21 protein-coding genes are annotated in these 22,470 nt (G+C 60.4%); 15 read left to right on the top strand and 6 right to left on the bottom strand.

From position 1 onward, the window contains the following. Positions 1-4: 4 nt before the first annotated feature. Positions 5-328, top strand: coding sequence for a YbaB/EbfC family nucleoid-associated protein (locus tag QRN60_RS00170; protein ID WP_003507179.1), 324 nt, complete (start codon positions 5-7; stop codon positions 326-328). Between the two features lie 66 nt (positions 329-394). On the opposite strand, the gene QRN60_RS00165 is transcribed toward QRN60_RS00170, so the two are convergent. Beyond that, positions 395-1,030 carry an MOSC domain-containing protein gene (locus QRN60_RS00165; protein WP_162690230.1) on the bottom strand — a complete coding sequence of 212 codons (636 nt, stop codon included), beginning with the start codon at positions 1,028-1,030 and terminating at the stop codon, positions 395-397. Between the two features lie 37 nt (positions 1,031-1,067). Between QRN60_RS00165 and recR the strand changes: the two genes are divergently transcribed. Then, positions 1,068-1,673 (top strand): recombination mediator RecR, encoded by a 606-nt coding sequence (gene recR / locus QRN60_RS00160; RefSeq protein ID WP_003524309.1) that lies wholly within the window; start codon positions 1,068-1,070, stop codon positions 1,671-1,673. Between the two features lie 38 nt (positions 1,674-1,711). Further along, positions 1,712-2,977, top strand: coding sequence for a lytic murein transglycosylase (locus QRN60_RS00155; protein WP_284764862.1), 1,266 nt, complete (start codon positions 1,712-1,714; stop codon positions 2,975-2,977). A 159-nt stretch (positions 2,978-3,136) separates the two neighbouring features. Here QRN60_RS00155 and QRN60_RS00150 read toward each other — a convergent pair whose 3' ends face one another. After that, positions 3,137-4,765, bottom strand: a complete 1,629-nt coding sequence (locus tag QRN60_RS00150) for an MFS transporter (protein ID WP_060722713.1) — start codon at positions 4,763-4,765, stop codon at positions 3,137-3,139. 287 nt (positions 4,766-5,052) lie between these two features. On the opposite strand from QRN60_RS00150, the gene rimP reads away from it, so the two are divergent. From rimP to QRN60_RS00105, 9 genes are all read left to right on the top strand, one after another. Beyond that, complete coding sequence (gene rimP / locus QRN60_RS00145; RefSeq protein WP_129564664.1) at positions 5,053-5,649, top strand: ribosome maturation factor RimP; 597 nt, start codon at positions 5,053-5,055, stop codon at positions 5,647-5,649. Positions 5,650-5,713: 64 nt separating this feature from the next. Further along, on the top strand, positions 5,714-7,330 hold the full coding sequence (gene nusA / locus QRN60_RS00140) for a transcription termination factor NusA (protein WP_003507172.1): 1,617 nt from the start codon (positions 5,714-5,716) through the stop codon (positions 7,328-7,330). After that, positions 7,327-8,028: an RNA-binding protein gene (locus QRN60_RS00135; RefSeq protein WP_003507171.1), complete on the top strand. Its 702-nt coding sequence runs from the start codon at positions 7,327-7,329 to the stop codon at positions 8,026-8,028. The genes nusA and QRN60_RS00135 overlap by 4 nt, the downstream gene beginning before the upstream one ends. Positions 8,029-8,130: 102 nt before the next feature. After that, on the top strand, positions 8,131-10,878 hold the full coding sequence (infB, locus tag QRN60_RS00130) for a translation initiation factor IF-2 (RefSeq protein ID WP_111791705.1): 2,748 nt from the start codon (positions 8,131-8,133) through the stop codon (positions 10,876-10,878). Between the two features lie 75 nt (positions 10,879-10,953). Next, positions 10,954-11,370, top strand: a complete 417-nt coding sequence (rbfA, locus tag QRN60_RS00125) for a 30S ribosome-binding factor RbfA (protein WP_129564665.1) — start codon at positions 10,954-10,956, stop codon at positions 11,368-11,370. Between the two features lie 3 nt (positions 11,371-11,373). Further along, positions 11,374-12,321: a tRNA pseudouridine(55) synthase TruB gene (truB, locus tag QRN60_RS00120; protein ID WP_129564666.1), complete on the top strand. Its 948-nt coding sequence runs from the start codon at positions 11,374-11,376 to the stop codon at positions 12,319-12,321. A gap of 163 nt (positions 12,322-12,484) precedes the next feature. Further along, on the top strand, positions 12,485-12,754 hold the full coding sequence (gene rpsO / locus QRN60_RS00115) for a 30S ribosomal protein S15 (protein ID WP_003492949.1): 270 nt from the start codon (positions 12,485-12,487) through the stop codon (positions 12,752-12,754). Between the two features lie 279 nt (positions 12,755-13,033). Next, on the top strand, positions 13,034-15,181 hold the full coding sequence (gene pnp / locus QRN60_RS00110; RefSeq protein WP_111781444.1) for a polyribonucleotide nucleotidyltransferase: 2,148 nt from the start codon (positions 13,034-13,036) through the stop codon (positions 15,179-15,181). A gap of 75 nt (positions 15,182-15,256) precedes the next feature. Beyond that, the gene (locus QRN60_RS00105; RefSeq protein WP_020812795.1) at positions 15,257-16,273 is read left to right on the top strand and encodes a class I SAM-dependent methyltransferase; all 1,017 of its coding nucleotides are present in this window, start codon (positions 15,257-15,259) and stop codon (positions 16,271-16,273) included. Between the two features lie 17 nt (positions 16,274-16,290). Here QRN60_RS00105 and QRN60_RS00100 read toward each other — a convergent pair whose 3' ends face one another. Further along, positions 16,291-17,235, bottom strand: a complete 945-nt coding sequence (locus QRN60_RS00100) for an AEC family transporter (RefSeq protein ID WP_003507159.1) — start codon at positions 17,233-17,235, stop codon at positions 16,291-16,293. 482 nt (positions 17,236-17,717) lie between these two features. Between QRN60_RS00100 and QRN60_RS00095 the strand changes: the two genes are divergently transcribed. Then, positions 17,718-18,710: an adenosine kinase gene (locus tag QRN60_RS00095; RefSeq protein WP_003507158.1), complete on the top strand. Its 993-nt coding sequence runs from the start codon at positions 17,718-17,720 to the stop codon at positions 18,708-18,710. On the opposite strand, the gene QRN60_RS00090 is transcribed toward QRN60_RS00095, so the two are convergent. Beyond that, positions 18,703-19,236: an SH3 domain-containing protein gene (locus QRN60_RS00090; RefSeq protein WP_165000551.1), complete on the bottom strand. Its 534-nt coding sequence runs from the start codon at positions 19,234-19,236 to the stop codon at positions 18,703-18,705. The two genes, QRN60_RS00095 and QRN60_RS00090, sit on opposite strands and share 8 nt — an antisense overlap. 180 nt (positions 19,237-19,416) lie before the next feature. Between QRN60_RS00090 and QRN60_RS00085 the strand changes: the two genes are divergently transcribed. Both QRN60_RS00085 and QRN60_RS00080 read left to right on the top strand, forming a co-directional pair. Then, a complete protein-coding gene (locus tag QRN60_RS00085; RefSeq protein ID WP_020812792.1) occupies positions 19,417-20,421 on the top strand; it encodes a 2-hydroxyacid dehydrogenase in 1,005 nt (334 codons plus the stop codon). Between the two features lie 45 nt (positions 20,422-20,466). Beyond that, positions 20,467-21,156, top strand: a complete 690-nt coding sequence (locus QRN60_RS00080) for a hypothetical protein (RefSeq protein WP_129564668.1) — start codon at positions 20,467-20,469, stop codon at positions 21,154-21,156. 65 nt (positions 21,157-21,221) lie between these two features. Here the strand turns inward: QRN60_RS00080 and QRN60_RS00075 are convergent, their stop codons facing one another. Next, complete coding sequence (locus QRN60_RS00075; protein WP_003507152.1) at positions 21,222-21,698, bottom strand: GNAT family N-acetyltransferase; 477 nt, start codon at positions 21,696-21,698, stop codon at positions 21,222-21,224. After that, positions 21,695-22,462: a molybdopterin-synthase adenylyltransferase MoeB gene (locus QRN60_RS00070; protein WP_129564669.1), complete on the bottom strand. Its 768-nt coding sequence runs from the start codon at positions 22,460-22,462 to the stop codon at positions 21,695-21,697. The genes QRN60_RS00075 and QRN60_RS00070 overlap by 4 nt, the downstream gene beginning before the upstream one ends. Between the last annotated feature and the right edge of the window lie 8 nt (positions 22,463-22,470).

The raw sequence follows: 22,470 nt of genomic DNA, 5'->3' as shown, positions 1-22,470 counted from the left end.
GCACATGCGTGACATCATGGGCATGATGGGCAAGGTCAAGGAAATGCAGTCCAAGATGGAGAAGGTGCAGGAAGAAATCGCCGCCCTCGAAGTCGAAGGCAGGGCCGGCGGCGGTCTGGTGACCGTCATTCTCAACGGCAAGGGCGAAATGCGCGGCCTGAAAATCGATCCTTCGCTGTTCAAGGAAGACGAGGTGGAAATCCTCGAGGACCTGATCGTGGCTGCCCATAAGGACGCCAAGGAAAAAGGCGAAGCGCAGGCACAGGAAAAGATGGCCGGCCTGACCGCGGGTCTGCCGCTGCCGCCCGGCATGAAATTCCCGTTCTGATATAATCAACCCGAAGAGGATGGCGACACGCATGGCGTGGTCGCCGTCCCTGTCTCGAGGCGAGATTCAGGCTTCCAGCATCGCACGGAACCGGCTTGCAAGCGGTGTTTCGAGATAGGTCCTGCGTTCGGCTGCGTCGAGCTGCATGGGGCGGAAGCGCTGCAGAATAGTTGGTATCGGCAGCTTCGTTCCCTGATAGGCTTCAAAGGCGATATCCTCCCCGGCAGCGAGCATTCCGCCCTTCAACACCCGGCAATAAAAACCCGGATGGCCTGCCTGCCGGAAGCGCGGTGCGAAATCGGGATCGCCGATCCGGGCCGACAGCGTGGCGCAGGGAATGCGGGCAGCGGTCACCTCCAGCAAGACTTCGCTTGCCGAGAACCTGTCACCCACATGGAGTTTCGCGCTGTCGACACCATCAAGCACGAGGTTCTCGCCGAAAAATCCGGGTTCGACCACGAAACCCAGAGCGCGGGACCAGAAGTCGAGATCAACGGAGCCCATCACGTAAATTGCCTGATCCGGCCCGCCGTGATGTTTGCGATTGCAGACGGCATCGCTGACGATACCTTCGGCATCCACCATGACCGGCCCCTTCACGGGATGCTTGAAGATGCCCGTCTTCGTCGTCTTTCCCGGCAGGCTTTTTGCCTCGCCCCGGCATACCGCCTGTATTTTCATGGCCTGCCCTTCGTGCTTCATGATTCCCGTTTCCCGATTTATGCAGTAGAAAGCGCTCATGGCAAAACGAGTCACCGGTCCCGAAATTGAAAAACTCATCCAGCTTCTGGCAAAAGTGCCGGGGCTTGGGCCCCGCTCGGCGCGGCGGGCAGCGTTGCATCTCATCAAGAAGAAGGAGCAACTTCTCGGACCGCTGGGCCATGCCATGGGCGAGGCCTATGACAAGGTGAAGATCTGCTCCTGCTGCGGCAATGTCGATACCATCGATCCCTGCACCGTCTGCACCGACGATCGGCGCGACCAGTCGGTCATCATCGTGGTGGAAGACGTGTCGGATCTCTGGGCGCTGGAGCGGACGGGCGCGATGAACACCGCCTACCACGTTCTCGGCGGCACGCTTTCGCCACTCGATGGCGTCGGGCCAGAGGACCTGAATATCAAGGGCCTGATCGACCGTGTCAGCGCGGGCGGCATTCGCGAGCTTATCATCGCCGTCAATGCGACGGTGGAGGGACAGGCAACCGCCCATTACATCACCGACCGCCTATCCGGTCTCGACATCAAGATCACCCGTCTTGCGCATGGCGTACCGGTGGGCGGTGAGCTCGATTATCTCGACGAGGGCACATTGACGGCGGCGCTTCGGGCGCGCACGACGATCTGAAGTCCCCCTCCCTCCCCGTCATTCAAAGAGGAGACCGAATGCGAATCCATTTTGCCCCGAAGGCACTGGCTGCACTTCTTTCCGTTTTTTCAGCAACGACAGCTCTAGCGCAATCGGCACCGACAGGAGCAGCGGCAGCCCGATATGACGCCGAATTTAATGCCTGGCTGAAAAAGGAAATCTGGCCGGAAGCCCGCAAGGGCGGCATTTCGCAAAAGACGCTTGAAGCTATGCTCAGTGGTCTCTCCATCAGCTGGGACCTGCCCGATCTCGTCATTCCCGGCCAGAAGCCGCCGAAGGAGCAGAGCCAGAGCCAGGCGGAATTTTCCTCACCCGGCGCTTATTTCTCCGAAAAGCGGCTGCAGGGGCTGGCCAGCACCGGCCGTTCGCTTGCAGCCACCCATGCGGCGACGCTGCGCAGGATCGAGGCGAAATACGGTGTGCCGGGTGATATCGTCGTTGCGATCTGGGGTCGCGAATCCGGTTTTGGCCGGGCAAAACTGCCGCATTCCGTGGTCGATGTACTCGCCACAAAAGCCTATATGTCGACCCGCAAGGAGATGTTCCGCGCCGAGCTGATCGATGCGCTGAAGATCGTCGAAAGCGGCGATATCGCGGCCTCGCGCATGATGGGTTCCTGGGCCGGCGCCCTCGGCCAGCCGCAATTCATGCCGTCGAGCTATCTCAAATATGCCGTGGATTTCGATGGCGACGGCCACCGCGATATCTGGAACTCCGTGCCGGATGCGCTGGCATCCATAGCAAACTATCTTTCCCAGCGCGGCTGGCAGCGCAATCGTGACTGGGGTTTTGAAGTCTCTATCCCCGCCAATGTCTCCTGCGCGCAGGAAGGTCCTGATCTTGCCCGGCCGGTGGCCGACTGGGCGAAGATGGGCATTACCCGCATTTCCGGAAAAGCCTTTCCGGCCAATGACCTATCCGCCGACGGCATGATGCTGGTGCCGGCCGGGCGGCACGGACCGGAATTTGTGGTGACGCCGAATTTTTACGTCATCAAGGAATATAACAATTCCGATCTCTACGCGCTCTTCATCGGCAATCTCGCCGACCGCATCACCCATGGAGCAGGACCGTTCAAGGGTGAATGGGGCAATGTCGGGTCGATGCTGCGCTCCGACGTTCTCGCCATGCAAAAGGCGCTGGTCACCAAGGGTTATGATGTCGGCAAGGCCGATGGGCTGGCGGGCTTCAAGACGCGCCGCTCGCTCGGCGACTGGCAGGCGAAGAACGGGCTCGCTCCGACCTGCTTTCCCGATGCGACGCTGAAGGCGAAGCTGAAATAGCAGGTTGCTGGCGAAGCACAAACCTCTCCTCCGTCATGCTCGGGCCTTTCCCGAGCATCTGCAACTGATTGATTTGACGATACGTATCCTCGGGACAGGCCCGAGGATGACGGCACGTGGGGGGTAAAAGCCGCCACCACTCTCCCAGCGCATCGTCTTTCAGTGCTGATCGGTATGCGGCTTGTGAAAGATATCGTCGGTCGGCGGGATGGTCTGCCGCTCGATCATCCGGTGTACCCGCGGCCGCGTCTTGCCCCGGTGAAGCTCAAGCAGCCGGTCCCAGGCTTCCGCATCCGCCTGGGTGCGGCGGTGGTTGTGGCGGACATATTCCACCCATGTCGGCACATGGTAGCTTTCCGTCCAGATGTCGGGGTTTTCGAGATCGCGCATCAGGTTCCAGTTGCGCGCGCCGTCGCGCAGGCGGATACGGCGGCGCTCGGCCATCAGCGGCAGGAATTCGCCGAGGTCCTCGTCATGGATTTCATAATCGATGAGAATGGCGATGGGGCCGCTGCGCGGCTTGATGTCCAGTCTCAGCGGCGGTTCCACGAAACGGTTGAGCGGATCGAGATTGAGCGAGGCGAAGGCCGGCATTGCGAGTTTGAGGCCGACGACGACGCCGAGCAGCATCAGCACGCAGGAACAGAGAAGCGAATAGGAAATGCCGTAGTCTTCCGCCAACTCACCCCACAGCCAGCTGCCGACCGCAATGCCGCCGAAGGTCAGCGTCTGGTAAAGCGACAGTGCCCGACCCACCACCCAGCGCGGCGTGGAAAGCTGGACGATGGTGTTGAAGAGCGACAGCGCCAGAACCCAGCAGGCGCCAGCAACCGTCAGGACAAGCGAGGTGATGATCGCGCTCGTGCTCACCGCCGTCACGCCGGAGCTGAAAGCGAAGCCTAAAAAGGCGACGCGCACGATCCATTCGCTGGACAGGACCTCACGCAGTCTCGCACTGACCAGCGCGCCGGCTATCGCGCCGACACCGAATGCGCCGAGCATGACGCCGTAGGTCAGCGGACCGCCCTCGACCAGATCGCGGGCGACGATGGGCATCAGCGCCAGGATGGCGCTGGCGGAAAGGCCGAAGAGGAAACCGCGCACCAACACCTTGCCGATATTGGGCGACATCGCCACATAACGCATGCCGGCCGAAATGGCGGCCAGAAGCTGCTCGCGCGGCAATGTCGAGGCATATTTGGGCGGCTGCCAGCGAAACAGGGCGTAGATCAGGGTGAAATAGCTCAGCGCATTCACGAAAAACGCAGCGGCAGCACCGGCGGCGGCGACGATGATACCACCGATGGCCGGGCCGACGCTGCGGGTGATGTTGAAGCCGACGCTGTTCAGCGTCACGGCGGCGGGTAAATCCTCGCGCGGCACCATTTCGCCGACCGATGCCTGCCAGGACGGATTGTTGAGCGCCGTGCCGCAGCCGATCATGAAGGTGAAGAAGAGCAGAAGCCAGGGCGTGAGCCAGCCGGACCAGGCAAAAACCGTGAGCAGCACGGAGGCCGTCAGCATCAGCAGCTGCGCCGAAATCATGATGCGGCGGCGGTCGAAACTATCGGCCAGCGCGCCTGAAATCAGCGAGAACAGCATGATCGGCAAAGAGGTGGAGGCCTGCACCAGAGCGATCATGTTTTCCGAACTTGAGAGCGACGTCATCATCCATGCGGCGCCCACCGCCTGGATCAGGCCGCCGAAATTCGAGGCAAGGCTCGCGACCCAGATTCGTCTGTAAGTCAAATGCCTTAAAGGCGCGAGTGGCGATTTACGGTCAGGCACGCTCTGTCCACTTGATGCAACTGCGATTTGTCAAACGGCAACTATAGACAGTGCCGGTAATCATGCCAGCCTTTCCGACAAGGTAAGGGTGAAAATGTGGCGAAGGCAGTGACCGAAGCGGAGGAGCCCGCTAAAACCTTGCAATCCCGCCCCGATGGGTCTATATGACCCCTGAAATTCTTGATCGCTTGATGAAGAGTGGGGCCGCAAGGCTCCGCTCTTTTTCGTTAGGCGAACCGGAAACCACGGGCAGAAAGCCCGGTGAAAATCAAAGACCGGAAGGCCAGATGGCAGACACCGCACAAGAACCGCGACTGATTACCGAAACAGGCATCGACCAGCGCATTGCCGAGATCATCGAGCCTGTTCTGACGGGCATGGGCTATCTTCTGGTGCGCGTGCGGCTCTCCAACCAGAACGGCATGACGCTGCAGGTGATGGCCGAGCGCGAAGACGGAACCATGACCGTTCAGGACTGCGAAGCCATTTCGATGGCGATTTCACCGGTTCTTGATGTGGAAGATCCGGTCGATAAAGCGTATCATCTCGAAGTTTCCTCGCCCGGCATCGACCGGCCGATGGTTCGCAAATCGGATTTCACCCGCTGGCAGGGCCATCTGGTGAAGGTCGAGACCTCCATTCTGGTCGAGAACCGCAAGCGGTTTCGCGGCAAGATCGTTGAGGTTAATGCTGACGGCTTCAAGCTGGAACGCGACCAGATCGCCTACGGCGAAGAGCCGACAGTCATCATTCCGTTCAGCGCGCTTTCCGATGCGAAGCTCATTCTGACGGACGACCTTATTCGTGATGCGCTGCGGGCAGACAAGGCCGCCAAGGCCGCCGCCGCAAACCAGAACGACGAAAACGAAGCAGACGAAGAGTAATTCCAACGTAAAGCCCGAAAAAACGGGCGATCAACGCAATTATGCGACTTACGGAGATAGAAAAATGGCAGTGAGTGCTAACCGGCTTGAGCTTCTGCAGATCGCCGATGCTGTGGCGCGCGAAAAGGTCATCGACCGCGAAATCGTGCTTGCCGCAATGGCCGACGCTATCCAGAAAGCCGCCCGCTCGCGCTATGGTTCGGAAACCAACATCCGCGCCGACATCAACTCCAAGACCGGCGAAATTCGCCTGCAGCGTCTTCTCGAAGTTGTCGAAGCGGCCGAGGACTATTCGACCCAGATCCCGCTTGAGTTGGCCCGCGACCGCAACCCGGACGCCAAGCTCGGCGACTTCATCGCCGACCCGCTGCCGCCGATGGATTTTGGCCGTATCGCCGCCCAGTCCGCCAAGCAGGTGATTGTGCAGAAGGTGCGCGAAGCCGAGCGTGACCGCCAGTATGACGAATTCAAGGACCGTATCGGCGAAATCGTCAACGGCACCGTCAAGCGCGTCGAATATGGCAATGTCATCGTCGATCTCGGCCGTGGCGAAGGCATCATCCGTCGTGACGAGATGATCCCGCGTGAAAACATGCGTTACGGCGATCGCGTGCGCGCTTACGTCTACGACGTTCGCCGCGAACAGCGCGGCCCGCAGATTTTCCTGTCGCGTACCCATCCGCAGTTCATGGTGAAGCTGTTCACCATGGAAGTTCCTGAGATCTACGACGGCATCATCCAGATCAAGTCGGTTGCCCGTGACCCGGGTTCGCGCGCCAAGATCGCGGTTATCTCGAACGACTCGTCTATCGATCCGGTCGGCGCCTGCGTCGGTATGCGCGGTTCGCGCGTTCAGGCCGTCGTCGGCGAACTCCAGGGCGAAAAGATCGACATCATTCCGTGGAGCCAGGAGCCGGCATCCTTCATCGTCAACGCCCTGCAGCCGGCAGAAGTCGCCAAGGTCGTTCTGGATGAAGAGTCCGAGCGCATCGAAGTGGTTGTTCCGGATGAGCAGCTGTCGCTCGCCATCGGCCGCCGTGGCCAGAACGTGCGTCTGGCATCGCAGCTGACCGGCTGGGATATCGACATCATGACCGAGCAGGAAGAATCCGAGCGCCGTCAGAAGGAATTCAACGAGCGTACGGCCCTCTTCATGGAAGCGCTGGATGTCGACGAAATGGTCGGTCAGGTTCTGGCTTCGGAAGGCTTCGCGCAGGTTGAAGAACTGGCCTATGTCGATCTCGACGAAATTTCGTCGATCGACGGCTTCGACGAAGACACCGCCGATGAAATCCAGACCCGCGCCCGCGAATATCTGGAGCGCCTGGAAGCCGAAATGGACGCCAAGCGCAAGGAACTCGGCGTTTCCGACGAGTTGCGCCAGATCGACGGCCTGACCTCGCAGATGATGGTCGCCCTCGGTGAAGAAGGCATCAAGACCATCGAGGACTTTGCCGGCTGTGCCGCAGACGACCTGGTCGGCTGGAGCGAGCGCAAGGACGGCGAGACGAAGAAGTTCGAAGGCATCTTCTCCAAGCTCGACGTTTCGCGCGTCGAAGCCGAGAACATGGTGGTGCAGGCCCGCCTTCTGGCAGGCTGGATCACCGCCGAAGAGCTCGCTTCTGAAGAGGAAGCCGATGCGGAAGCTGCCGAGGAGGCGGATACCGCCGAACAGGAATGACATCGCAGGCGCATGAGCCGGACGAGCTGCCCGAAACGGATGACGACGGGCGGCTCAAAGGCGACGTCAATGGACGTATGTGCATTGTGACACGGCAAAGCGGATCGCCGGATGAGCTGATCCGCTTCGTCGCAGGCCCGGACGGCAGCGTCGTGCCGGATCTGAAACGCCAATTGCCGGGGCGCGGTTGCTGGGTAACACCCGAGCGCGCCCTGATCGAGAAGGCCATCGCGAAGAAGCTCTTCGCGCGGGCGCTCAAACGTGACGTCAAGGCCGGACCCGAGCTTCTTGCTATTCTCGACCGGCTGATGGCGCAGCATGTGGCTGGTATGATGAACATGGCGCGCAAGGCGGGCCAGTTCATCAGTGGCGCGACGAAGGTCGATGCCGCCGTCCGATCCGGGAACGCGATCGCCGTATTCCACGCGACCGATGCTGCGGCCGATGGCGTGAGAAAACTGGACCAGGCCCGCAAGGCCTGGGCGCTCGGCAGCGATGCCGGCAATGAAATTCCGTCCTTCCGGCTCTTTAGCGAAGCCGAAATGGACGAGTTGATGGGCCAGAATGCTTTTATCCATGCCTGCGCGCTTGCAGGGCAGGCGGGTGAAGGTGTAGTGAAGCGCGCAACGATGCTTGAGCAGTACCGCCTTGGCGGTCGATCTCAGGCGGAACGCGACGCTGCCCGGACAGAACAATGACGCGGTTGCCCGACATGAACGGTCGCCGCGTTCCGATGCAGCAATTGAACGACGAGACCTGATGAACGTCATCCGGTTCTCGTCCGAAGGAACGGGAACGGAATGACCGACAACAACGACGACAAGACACTCAATGCGCCGGCCAAGAAGACTCTTACCCTGAAACCGGGCGGGATGAATCAGGGCACCGTGCGGCAGGACATGGGTCGAGGTCGCACAAACGCGGTTGTCGTGGAAACACGCAAGCGCCGCCCCCTGCGTCCCGAAGACGAGAAGCCGGTTCAGCCTGTTGCGGCAGCACCAAGGCCGGTGGTAGCAGCCCCTGCGCCTTCGGCACCGCGTCCGCAGGCTCCCCAGCAACGTATTCACCAGCCAAGCGGCCAGCAGCAGCGTCCGGGCTCTTCCCAGTCGCAGCAGCGTCCAGGCTCGTCCGCACCCCAGCAGCGCCAGCCTGACCGACCGCGCGGCAATGTTCTGCACGACCTTTCAGCAGGCGAGATGGAAGCCCGTCGCCGCGCGCTGATGGAAGCGCAGGCTCGTGACGTGGTGGAAGCCAAGCAGCGCGCGGAAGATGAAGCGCGCCGCAAGGTCGAGGAAGAACAGCGCATCGCAGCCGAAAAGGAAGAGGCGGCACGCCGCGCCGTCGAAGAGGCAGCGGCTGCAAAGGTGGCCGCAAGCCAGCCTGCCACTGAAGCAAAATCCGAACCGGCCGATGAAACGCCGGCTGCGGCCGCAGCACCTGCGCCACGAGCCGACGCCCGTCCTCAGCCTGCAGCCGCCGCTCCCCGTTCTGCTCCTGCCACGCCTGACGCCGTCGCTCCGCGCGGACGTCGTACCGGTGGTGACGACGAGGACGATCGTAGTGCGCGCCGCGGTAGCAGCCTTCCGGCTCGCGGCAAGGTCGCGGCTCCGGTTCCGGCCAAGCCCGCTGCGCGCCTGAAGACGGAAGAAGAACGCCGTCGCGGCAAGCTGACCGTTACCTCGTCCAATCTGGATGAAGACGGAACGCCGCGTGGCCGCTCCATGGCATCCATGCGCCGCCGCCAGGAAAAATTCCGCCGCAGCCAGATGCAGGAAACCCGTGAAAAGGTCATGCGCGAAGTGATCCTGCCTGAGACCATTACCATTCAGGAACTGTCGCAGCGCATGTCCGAACGCGCCGTCGACGTCATCAAGTTCCTGATGAAGGAAGGCCAGATGATGAAGCCGGGCGACGTGATCGACGCCGATCTGGCGGAACTGATCGCGGTCGAATTCGGCCATACCGTCAAGCGCGTTTCCGAATCCGACGTTGAAGAAGGCATCTTCAACCAGGCCGACGACGCAGGCGAGATGGTTTCCCGTCCGCCGGTCGTGACGATCATGGGTCACGTCGACCACGGCAAGACCTCGCTGCTTGACGCCATTCGTCAGGCAAATGTTGTCGCTGGCGAAGCCGGTGGCATCACGCAGCATATCGGCGCCTATCAGGTCGAAAAGAACGGCCAGAAGATCACCTTCATCGATACCCCCGGCCACGCCGCCTTTACGGCCATGCGTGCCCGTGGCGCGCAGGCAACCGACATCGCCGTTCTGGTTGTCGCCGCTGACGACAGCGTGATGCCGCAGACGATCGAGTCGATCAACCATGCCAAGGCTGCCGGTGTTCCGATCGTCGTTGCGATCAACAAGATCGACAAGCACGAGGCAAACCCTGAAAAGGTGCGCCAGCAGCTGCTGCAGCACGAAGTTTTCGTGGAATCGATGGGTGGTGAAGTTCTTGACGTCGAAGTGTCGGCCAAGAACAAGCTCAATCTCGACAAGCTGCTCGAAGCGATCCTGCTTCAGGCGGAAATCCTCGATCTGAAGGCAGATCCAAGCCGCACCGCAGAAGGCACGGTCATCGAAGCCGAGCTGGACCGTGGACGCGGCGCCGTCGCCACGGTTCTCGTGCAGAAGGGTACGTTGAAGCCCGGCCAGATCATCGTTGCCGGCGACCAGTGGGGCCGCGTGCGCGCACTCGTCAACGACAAGGGCGAACACGTCAAGGAAGCCGGTCCGGCAATGCCGGTCGAGATTCTCGGCCTTTCCGGCACGCCTTCGGCCGGTGACCGTTTTGCGGTCGTCGAAAACGAAAGCCGCGCGAGAGAGATTTCCGAGTACCGCCAGCGTCTGGCCCGCGACAAGGCTGTCGCCCGTCAGACCGGCCAGCGCGGTTCGCTGGAACAGATGATGAGCCAGTTGCAGACTTCGGGATTGAAGGAATTCCCGCTGGTCATCAAGGCGGACGTGCAGGGTTCGGTCGAAGCCATTATCGCTTCGCTCGACAAGCTCGGCACAGACGAAGTCCGCGCTCGTGTCGTTCACTCTGGTGCTGGTGCCATCACGGAATCGGATATCTCGCTTGCCGAGGCATCGAACGCCGCGATCATCGGCTTCAACGTTCGCGCCAACGCACAGGCACGTACGGCGTCCGAACGCGCCGGTATCGAAATCCGTTACTACAACATCATCTACGATCTGGTGGATGACGTGAAGGCGGCGATGTCGGGTCTGCTTTCGCCGGAACGTCGCGAGACCTTCCTCGGCAATGCCGAAATTCTCGAGGTGTTCAACATCACCAAGGTCGGCAAGGTCGCGGGTTGCCGCGTCGTCGAGGGCAAGGTGGAACGTGGTGCGGGTGTGCGTCTGGTGCGCGACAACGTCGTTATCCACGAAGGCAAGCTCAAGACCCTCAAGCGCTTCAAGGACGAAGTCAACGAAGTGCCTGTTGGTCAGGAGTGCGGTATGGCATTCGAAAACTACGAAGACATCCGCGCCGGCGACACCATCGAGTGCTTCCGCGTCGAACACATCACGAGAACGCTCTAAGCGTTCTCGCCGCAAAACAGGAATTTACTGTCGGGCGCCGGCTTACCGGCGCTCGCTCCGTTTGAGGCATAACCAATGGCAAAAGCTACATCATCGGCCCCTTCGCAACGCATGCTGCGTGTTGGCGAACAGGTGCGCGCCGCCCTGACCCAGATTCTCCAGCGCGGTGAAGTCCGCGACGATCTGATCGAAGGCACCGTCATTTCCATTTCGGAAGTGCGCATGTCTCCCGATCTGAAGATCGCGACCGCCTATGTGACGCCAATTGGCGTTGCCGATCACACCGACATCATCACGGCGCTCAACCGCCATGCCAAGTTCATGCGCGGCCGCCTCGGCCCGCAGCTGCGGCAGATGAAATACATGCCGGAACTGCGTTTCCGCGACGATACGAGTTTCGACAATTACCAGAAGATCGACGCCCTTCTGCGCTCGCCCGAAGTGCAGCGCGATCTTGGACCTTCAAACGAAAAAGACGACGAACAGAACTGAAGCATGTCCAAACCACGCAAACAGCAGAACCGCAAACCCAAGGGCCGCCCGATTTCCGGTTGGCTCATCCTCGACAAACCGCTCGATTTTGGCTCCACCGAGGCCGTTTCCAAGATCAAGTGGCTGTTCAATGCCCAGAAGGCGGGCCATGCCGGCACGCTCGATCCGTTGGCCTCCGGCATGCTGCCGATCGCGCTCGGCGACGCCACCAAAACCGTGCCTTACGTCATGGACGGTCGGAAGATCTACGAATTTACCGTCACCTGGGGTGAGCAGCGCACGACCGACGATCTGGAAGGCGAGGTGCTCGATTCCTCCGAGCAGCGCCCGGACGAACAGGCGATCCGCGATATTCTGCCCAACTATACCGGGGTGATCCTGCAGACGCCGCCGCAATTTTCGGCCATCAAGATCGCTGGCGAGCGCGCCTATGATCTGGCGCGCGAAGGCGAGACGGTGGAAATCCCCGCACGCGAGGTCGAAATCCATCGCCTGACGCTGCTTGCCTGCCCGGACGCCAATACGGCCCATTTCGAAGTGGAATGCGGCAAGGGCACCTATGTGCGGGCGCTGGCGCGCGATATGGGCCGCGATCTCGGTTGTTTCGGCCATATTTCGGAACTGCGCCGCACCATGGTTGCTCCCTTCGGCGAAGACATGATGGTGCCGCTCGGAACCCTGACGGCACTGGAGGCCGTGGAGGACCGCGACGAACGGCTGGAGGCGCTGGACGCCTTCCTGATCGATACGGCCGAGGCGCTTTCCGCCCTTCCCCGCCTCATCATCAACGACGACCAGGCGCACCGGCTGAAGATGGGCAACCCCATCCTGCTTCGCGGGCGTGATGCACCGGCCAACCACCCGGAAGCCTATGCCACCGCGCATGGCAAGCTTGTCGCTATCGGCGAGATCGGTGAAGGCGAGTTCCGGCCGAAGCGGGTTTTCGGCTGAGCCGGGCAGCGCGGGCAGGAATCAATCGCCTCTTTCCATCGCACCCGGAATAGTTTATAGGCAGCGCCAGCTTGGGCTTTGCCTATGCTGCTGAATGGCCTGAGCTGGACGACATCCCGGCTCAAGGCGTCCCATTTTTCCTTAAAACAGAAAGGATCGTCCGATGTCGATTACTGCAGAGCGCAAAGCCGCCCTCATCAAGGAATATGCCACGAAGGAAGGCGACACCGGTTCTCCGGAAGTTCAGGTCGCTATCCTGACCGAGCGGATCAACAACCTGACCGGTCACTTCAAGGACCACAAGAAGGACAACCACTCCCGTCGTGGCCTTCTGACGCTGGTTTCGAGCCGTCGTTCGCTTCTCGACTATCTGAAGAAGAAGGACGAAGCCCGTTACAGCAAGCTGATCGGTGCTCTCGGCATTCGCCGCTAATAACTTCTCCGGCGGGTTTCGCAACGATGCCCGCCGGTTTTTATATCCGGCCTTTCAAAGGCTATATGAATTTCCGGGCGTTTGCCGCAGATGTGGCCCCCGGACGATAAGGTAGACCCGGATGGGCCGGTGTCGCCTTTTCAACCGCAGACCTGTCATGGGGCAGGATTGCCGGATGCTTGCTTGTCGAAAGCCTCCCGCTGTCTTGCCCGTGATTGAGTCACCGCGTTGCCACCGCCGGCACGATGCTGGAGCGGCAACCACAACCAAGGACAAGATATGTTCAATCAACACTCCGTGGAAATCGAATGGGCAGGCCGCCCGCTGAAGCTCGAGACCGGCAAGGTTGCCCGTCAGGCCGACGGCGCCGTCATCGCAACCTACGGCGAGACGATGGTTCTCGCGACAGTGGTTTCCGCAAAGTCTCCGAAGCCCGGCCAGGACTTCTTTCCGCTGACCGTCAACTACCAGGAAAAGACCTACGCGGCCGGCAAGATCCCCGGCGGCTACTTCAAGCGCGAAGGCCGTCCGAGCGAAAACGAAACTCTCGTTTCCCGCCTGATCGACCGTCCGATTCGCCCGCTCTTCCCGGAAGGCTACAAGAACGACACGCAGGTCGTCGTCACGGTTATCCAGCATGATCTGGAAAACAACCCGGACGTTCTGTCGATGGTTGCGGCTTCCGCAGCGCTTACGCTCTCTGGCGTTCCCTTCATGGGCCCGGTTGGCGGCGCGCGCGTTGGCTACATCAACGGTGAGTATGTTCTTAACCCGCATCTGGACGAAATGGACGAGTCTGTTCTCGACCTCGTCGTTGCCGGTACGCAGGACGCTGTTTTGATGGTTGAGTCCGAGGCCAAGGAACTCAACGAAGAAATCATGCTCGGCGCCGTCATGTTCGGTCATCGCGGCTTCCAGCCGGTTATCGACGCGATCATCAAGCTCGCCGAAGTTGCCGCCAAGGAACCACGCGAATTCGAACCGGAAGACTTCTCCGCGCTCGAAAACGAAATGCTGGCGCTCGCCGAAGCCGAACTGCGCGACGCCTACAAGATCACTGAAAAGGCTGCGCGTTACGCCGCCGTCGACGCCGTGAAGGCGAAGGTCAAGGCGCACTTCCTGCCGGAAGAAGGCGAAGCCAAGTACACGCCGGAAGAAATCGGCGCTGTCTTCAAGCACCTTCAGGCGAAGATCGTTCGCTGGAACGTTCTCGACACCAAGAGCCGCATCGACGGCCGCGACCTGTCGACCGTTCGTCCGATCGTTTCGGAAGTCGGCCTGCTGCCGCGTACCCACGGTTCGGCGCTGTTCACCCGCGGTGAAACCCAGGCGATCGTCGTTGCGACGCTCGGCACCGGCGAAGACGAACAGTATGTCGATAGCCTCACCGGCATGTACAAGGAACGCTTCCTGCTGCATTACAACTTCCCGCCCTACTCGGTCGGTGAAACAGGTCGCATGGGCTCCCCGGGCCGTCGCGAAATCGGTCACGGCAAGCTCGCATGGCGCGCTATCCGTCCGATGCTGCCGACTGCGGAACAGTTCCCCTATACGCTGCGCGTCGTTTCCGAAATTACCGAGTCCAACGGCTCCTCGTCGATGGCAACGGTCTGCGGCACCTCGCTTGCACTGATGGACGCCGGCGTTCCGCTGGCAAAGCCGGTTGCCGGTATCGCCATGGGCCTGATCCTCGAAGGCGAGCGCTTTGCGGTCCTCTCCGACATCCTGGGTGACGAAGATCACCTCGGCGACATGGACTTCAAGGTCGCCGGCACCGCCGACGGCATCACCTCGCTGCAGATGGACATCAAGATCGCCGGTATCACCGAAGAGATCATGAAGATCGCTCTGGAGCAGGCACAGGGTGGCCGCAAGCACATCCTCGGCGAAATGGCCAACGCCATCACCGAAAGCCGTGGCCAGCTCGGCGAATTCGCACCGCGCATCGAAGTGATGAACATTCCGGTCGACAAAATCCGTGAAGTCATCGGTTCGGGCGGCAAGGTCATCCGCGAAATCGTCGAAAAGACCGGCGCGAAGATCAACATCGAAGACGACGGCACCGTCAAGATCGCCTCCTCGTCCGGCAAGGAAATCGAAGCGGCCCGCAAGTGGATCCACTCGATCGTTGCAGAACCGGAAGTCGGCCAGATCTACGAAGGCACTGTTGTCAAGACTGCTGACTTCGGCGCTTTCGTCAACTTCTTCGGCGCCCGTGACGGCCTCGTTCACATCTCGCAGCTCGCTTCCGAGCGTGTCGCCAAGACCTCCGACGTCGTCAAGGAAGGCGATAAGGTTTGGGTCAAGCTGATGGGCTTCGACGAGCGTGGCAAGGTTCGCCTGTCCATGAAGGTTGTCGACCAGGCCACCGGCCAGGAAATCGCTGCCGACAAGAAGAAGGAAGACGGCGAAGCCGCTGCCGAATAAGGCAGCGCCGCCAGACCCTATCGAGGCGCGGGTTTTGCCCGCGCCTTTTTTCTATTCTACCTTGAGGATGCTCCCATGAGCCGTGACGCTGTGAAAACCCTTTTCCACCCCTTTGCCTCGGAAATGCTTCCTATGCCGAAAGAGGGCGAGCGCGTTCTGTTTCTGGGAGCTGAGGCCGGTCCGCGCCTTGATGGTTTCGACGCCGAGATCGTCGCGGTTCAACATCTCCGGCCGCTCTACCGGGCCTTGCAGGCTCAGGGCGCAGAAGTCACCCCGGATGTTTCGGGCGAGGACTACGATGCGGCGCTTTTGCTGTGCGGCAAGCACCGTGGCGAAAACGAAAACCGCGTCGCCGAAGCACTTTCGCGCGTGAAGGCCGGCGGCCTGATCGTCGCGGCCGGATCGAAGGAAGACGGTATCGTGACACTGCGCAAGACGCTGGCGAAGCTTGGCATCGAGGCGGAATCGACACCGAAATATCACGGCGTCGCCCTCTGGTTCAAACGTCCGGACGATATTGCATCTGCCGTGTCGAAACTCGCCCAGAAACCGGCGACGGTGGAAGGCCGTTTCACCGCCCTGCCCGGCATGTTCTCGCATGACCGCGTGGATGATGGCTCAGAACTGCTCGCATCGCGCCTACCGACCGATTTTGACGGCAACGCCGCCGATTTCGGCGCGGGCTGGGGTTATCTCTCAGTCATGCTGGCCGAGAAATCGCCGCGCACGGCCCGTATCGATCTGTTTGAAGCAGACTGGAACGCGCTGGAATTTGCAAAGACCAATCTTCTCGAAAACAATCCGCGACTGACGGCGCGTTTCTTCTGGCAGGATCTGGCAAACGAGCCGCCGAAGGAAAAATACGACCTTATCATCATGAACCCGCCTTTCCATGCGGCGGGACAGGCAGCAGAACCTGCCCTCGGTCAGGCCTTCATCAAGGCTGCCGCCGGCGCACTACGCAGCGGCGGCAAGCTGCTGATGGTCGCCAATCGCGGCATGCCCTACGAGCCAGTGCTCGCGGCTGAGTTTCGCACCAGCACTGAAGTGTGCCGCAACGCCCGCTTCAAGATTCTGAGCGCCCAGAAGTAATCAACGCAGCAGAATAATCAGCTCAACAGCCATGCCCATAGCGACACGGAAAGAACACCGGTCGCTGTGGAAATGCTGATGGTGGAGGCGGCAACGCTGTGGCCGATGCCGAAGCGGTTGGCGATAAGCCAGGCATTCACCCCAGTCGGCACCGACGAGGTAAGCACGAGCGCCGCGGTCCATTCCCGGCTAAGACCGAGCGCATGACCCATTGCCCAAACGCAGGCGGGCAGCAGCAGCAGCTTGAACACCGTCATGGTGACGGCAATGCCCATATTGCCGCGGATGGTGTATTTGGTCAGCGCCATGCCGAGCGAAATAAGCGCCGCCGGCCCCGCCATGGACGCGATCTGATCAACCACGGTTTTCAGAATGGGCGTCAGCGCTACACCGGAAACATTGGTCGAAAGCCCGATGACAAGCCCAATCACCAGCGGATTGGTAATGAGATTGCGGCCTACCTGCTTGAACACCGCAGCCATGCTGCGCTTTTCACCGCCGACCGCCTTATGAGTAGCATTTTCCATCAGGATCGTGCCGGCGATCATCATCACAGGCAGATGGATGGCGAGCAGGATGGAGAGAGCGACCAGCCCCTCATCCCCCACGGACCGCCCGACCAGCGGTAGGCCGATGAAGATATTGTTCGCAAAGGCCGAGGAAATGCCGGCAATGACGGCGATGCGGACATCCTGCTTGAAGACATAACGGGTGACGATATGCCCAACCGTCCAGGTGACGGCTACGCCGGCGAAATAGGTGATCCACAGTCGGAAAGGCGAAGCACCGTGAAAATTCGCTTCGGCAAGCGTGCGGAAGATCAAGGTCGGCACAGCAATCTTGAACACAAAGTCGCTGAGGATATCGCCGGCATCGGCCCTGAACAGACCGGCCTTGACGGTGAGCCAACCGATCAGGATGAGAATGAAAATCGGGGCGACATTCGCGGCAACGGCAGACATGGAGGGAAAGCTTTCGCGGCTTTTGCGGGGAGATACTCCGCTTTAGAGCCTTTTCAGCGGGAATGGAATCACGAATACGCTTTCGCTCCGCGTTTTCGTCCGATGAGGTATGCCGTGAAGGGGAAGAACGTGGTGAGGCGCTTGGGCGGAAACGCCCTTAGTGGCCACGTGGTGCCATGGGCGGGCGTTCTCCAAAAAGAAAAAGCGGGGTCACCCCCGCCTTTTATGTCCGTTATATACCGCCAGTACATCCGTGGCGGAGATAACGGTTGAGCCAGAAGACCATCATGTCTTCCATTCCGGTACGCGTTCACACACCTTTTGCTCTGGTAGAAGGAATAGCTTAACCACATTACAGGCAGATGACGCGTTTTCGCCCCGTCCTGAGAACCGCATATTTTCTCTTTGGGCTTTTCTTGCCGCGAGAAATGTTTAAGACCTTTCGAAAAATATGCACACCCCGTGCGAAACGGATAGGGCCTATGACGAAATTCGACGTACTGACTGTCGGCAATGCCATCGTCGACATTATCTCCCGCTGCGATGATCGCTTTCTCAACGACAATGCCATTACCAAAGGTGCGATGAACCTCATCGACGCGGAACGCGCCGAACTGCTTTATTCGCTTATGGGGCCGGCTCTTGAAGCCTCCGGCGGCAGCGCTGGCAACACGGCAGCAGGCGTAGCGAATTTCGGCGGTAAGGCCGCCTATTTCGGCAAGGTGGCGGAAGACCAGCTCGGAGAAATCTTCCAGCACGATATCCGCGCCCAGGGTGTCTATTTCGAAACGAAACCGGAAGGCACCTTCCCGCCGACCGCCCGCTCCATGATCTTCGTGACCGAAGACGGCGAGCGCTCGATGAACACCTATCTCGGCGCCTGCGTCGATCTCGGTCCGGAAGATGTCGAAGATGATGTGGTGGCGGATACGAAAGTCACCTACTTCGAGGGTTACCTGTGGGACCCGCCGCGCGCCAAGGACGCCATCCGCGAATGCGCCCGCATTGCGCATGAAAACGGCCGCGAAGTCTCCATGACGCTTTCCGACAGCTTCTGCGTCGGCCGCTACCGCGAAGAGTTTCTCGACCTGATGCGCTCCGGCACGGTGGACATCGTTTTCGCCAACAAGCAGGAAGCGCTGTCGCTCTACGAAACCGACGATTTCGAACTGGCGCTGACCAAAATCGCGGCCGACTGCAAGATCGCGGCGGTGACGATGAGCGAGGAAGGCGCCGTCATTCTGCGCGGCACGGAGCGTGTGAAGGTAGAGGCCTATCCGGTGCATGACGTGGTCGACACGACGGGTGCGGGCGATCTTTTCGCCGCCGGATTCCTGTTCGGTTATACGCAGGACCGGTCGCTCGAAGATTGCGGCAAGCTCGGCTGCCTTGCGGCTGCCGCCGTCATTCAACAGATCGGCCCGCGCCCCATGTCATCGTTGAAGGCGCTTGGCGAAAAACACGGCCTTATTTAAAGGCTTCGCCCGGGTAAGCACCCCAGATTTCGCCCTGCGAAACCCAGCCCGAGGCCTGACCGGCCTCGGCGCGGCACCAGTCGCCATTGCATTCGCCGATCCTGAAGACGACGCCCGGCTCAAGCCGTGCAACAACGGAAGCGCCCGACTGCGCTTCGCGGCGCATGTTCACAAAGACTTCCTTGCCCTTGCCACGCATCCACGGAGCCGCAACGGCCGTGCGCTCACCTGACAGCAGGGCCTGATTGACCCAGCCTTCCGTGCCGTCGGCATCGCGGATACGCCGCCAGTTTTCATATTCCTGGATGATTTCGACGGGCATTCCCGATTTCAAATACATCCATGACACGGCATAATCCGTGCTCGGGCCGATGCGCATATTGACGCGCTTTGATTTCAGGCTGACAAAACGCGGCAGCGGCAGACCGCTTGCGCCTTTTGCGGCACCCTGCGCCATGGCTTCGCCGGCCGCACCGAGAAGGCCCAGAGACAATGCAATGCAAACGATAGAAACCACACTGCGCATGCCCATTTCCGTTTCCCGCCTTCTGCAAACCGGATGATATTTAAGGAGGCTCGTTTCCACATGCCTCAAGCTTCAGCGAGTTTTATTTGTCTTCGCCGGTGGGTCTGGTAGAAACGCCCTGATTGAAAGAAATTATCGCTCTTTCTGGTTAATGACTTCTGAACAAGGCAGCGGCAAACGATGACCCACAAGAAGAGACCGACAGTCTATATCACCCGCAAATTGCCAGACGTCGTCGAAACCAGAATGCGCGAACTCTTCGATGCCGAGCTGAATATCGACGATACGCCGCGCAGCGAAGCGGAGCTTGTCGCCGCCATGCAGCGAGTGGATGTGCTGGTGCCGACCGTCACTGACCGCATCACCGCCGCGATGATCGATCAGGCGGGGCCGCAGCTGAAGCTGATCGCCAGCTTTTCCAACGGTATCGACCATGTGGATGTGGATGCCGCAGCCCGCAAGGGCATCACCGTCACCAACACACCCAATGTGCTAACCGAAGACAGCGCCGATATCACCATGGCGCTGGTACTGGCCGTGCCGCGCCGCATGATCGAAGGCACACGCGTGCTCGCCAATGGCGCAGATGAATGGCTTGGCTGGTCACCGACTTGGATGCTGGGGCGGCGTATTTCCGGCAAGCGCATCGGTATTGTTGGCATGGGCCGCATCGGAACGGCGGTTGCACGCCGCGCCAAGGCCTTCGGGCTTTCCATTCATTATCATAACCGCAAGCGCGTCAATCCGGCCACCGAGGCGGAGCTTGAGGCGACCTATTGGGATAGCCTTGACCAGATGCTGGCGCGGGTGGACATCGTCTCCGTCAATTGCCCCTCGACGCCTGCAACTTATCATCTGATTTCGGCGCGGCGGCTCGCGCTGATGCAGCCGACCAGCTACATCGTCAATACTGCGCGCGGCGATATCATCGATGAGGCGGCGATGATCCAGTGCCTGCGCGAAGGCAAGATCGCCGGCGCCGGTCTTGACGTCTATGAGAACGAGCCTGCGGTGAACCCCAAGCTCATCAAACTCGCCAAGGAAGGTAAGGTCGTTCTGCTTCCGCACATGGGTTCCGCGACGATCGAAGGCCGCATCGAAATGGGCGACAAGGTCATCATCAACATCCGCACGCTGTTCGACGGCCACCGTCCCCCGAACCGGGTGCTGCCGGGGCGGAACTGAGCCGGCACAGGCCACCGTCATTCGATCATAGGGAGGGAAAGTTCAATGGGTATCCAGACGAAGTTCTTAACGTTGATCTCCATCCTGCTCATGCTGGTCGGCGGTTCGGCCCAGGCCGCTTCGCCCTCCCCTGAAGAGACTGCGGAACTCTATTATCGCGCCTGGCTGAATTTTGATCGCGCCAGCATGTCTCGTTTGAACAAGGAATGGGGATCCTCGGGTAGCAGCCCGCGCTACACGGATATGGAACTGGTTGCAGACCCGGTCGCCTGGCAACGCAAAAACAGAGGCATGCATTCACCCAAGGGGACAACGAAAGAACAATCGGAGCAATTCGCAAAGCTCTGGGTGGCGAGCACGGAGCGGGTGCGTTGCAAGGCGGAACCCGCACGTATCGGTGCAAAAACGCCCACGGGTGTTGTTGTGGCGCGGATCAAGATGAACTGCTCTCTGCCGGATGTCGCGCCGGCCTTCCAGCGGCTGAAGGCTGGTGCAAATGCGGACGAGATCGGCGACAGAACGCGCATGCCGTCCGCAAGACTGATGAAGCAGATGGTGGAAGCGACAAAGGCGGCTCCTCTCACCCACAAGGTCAGCACGGAAATCCAGCTCTTCAGCGGGCAGGGGAAAGCTGTGTGGCGGGTCGGATCGGCAGAAAACCAGTCGCAGACCGGCATTGACCGCGTCTCCTCGGTATTTCTCTCCCAGATGGTGCAATCCGGCCTTTTGCAATAGGCTCTGTAATCGGCCAGGGAAGATAAATTCCGGACTTTACGCAGCCGGGTCGGCTGAAGACGATTTCAGCCGAGGACCTTGGTCATCTCGATCGAGGTCGTGCGATCGTAACCGGCATGGGCGTTTTCAGCAGTCTTGACGAAACCCCAGGCGGCGAATCTGGCGTGATTGGTGATCAGCTCGATGCGGGTTTCCAGCCGCAGCGCCGGCAGCGCCAATTCGCGCGCCAACGCTTCGGACCTCTGCAGCAGCATCTTGCCTATGCCCTTTCCCTGCGCCTGGGGTGAGACGCACAGCTTTCCGACGTAAAGACAGGCGGGTGGCTCCGGCCGGCAGAACAGGCAGCCCAACAGTTCGCCTTCGTCCACCGCAACGAAAGCAATTTCCGCCCTCGCCTTTTCGGAGAGATTATCCAGCGTCAGGCGATGGGCCGAGGACGGTGGATCGATGACGCCGTCCATATAGGCGAAGGACGACATGATGAGCGCCAGCAATTCCTGCCAGCGATCGAAGTCCTCTCCGATCTCGATAATCTCGGTCACGACTTCCCTCCCGTTGCCCGCCGCTTGTATCGCACGGTTTCGAAACGGGCAGACAGGGCCTCATAGAGGAGCAGGCGGCCGATCAGCGGTTCGCCGGCACCGGTGATCACCTTGATCGCCTCCATGGCCATAAGCGTGCCGATAACCCCGGTCAGCGCGCCGACAATACCTGTTTCCGCGCAATTGGGAATAAGCCCCTGCGGAGGCGGCTCGGGAAACAGGTCACGATAGCCGGGCAGCAGAATGCCCTCGACATTTGTCTCGTAGGGTTTCAGCACCGTTACCGAGCCGTCAAAACGGCCGACAGCACCCGTTACCAGCGGTCTCCTGGCAGCCTCCGCCGCATCGGCGGCGGTATAACGCGTATCGAAATTGTCCGAGCCGTCGATAAGGAGATCGAAGGATTGCAGATGGTCATGCGCCCAGACCTGCGAAAAGCGTTCCTCATAAACAAGAGTACGGACATACGGGTTGAGACGGGCGATGGCCTTGCGGGCGCTTTCCGTTTTCAGCTCCCCAATCGTGCCGGTATCGTGGATCACCTGTCGCTGGAGGTTGGAGAGGGAAACCACATCGTCATCGATCATGCCGAGCGTGCCGACACCGGCGGCGGCAAGATAATGAAGCACGGGCGCACCAAGACCACCCGCTCCGATCACCAGTACGCGCGCCGCCTTCAGCCGCTGCTGTCCGGCGCCGCCGATTTCCGGCAGCAGGATGTGACGCTTGTAGCGTTCGATTTCTTCCGGGCTCAGCGGGTCCATGTCGCACT

It is taken from the genome of Agrobacterium sp. CFBP2214 (assembly GCF_030209895.1).
Taxonomy (GTDB): Bacteria; Pseudomonadota; Alphaproteobacteria; order Rhizobiales; family Rhizobiaceae; genus Agrobacterium; species Agrobacterium radiobacter.
This window is presented reverse-complemented; position numbering and strand designations above follow the sequence as displayed.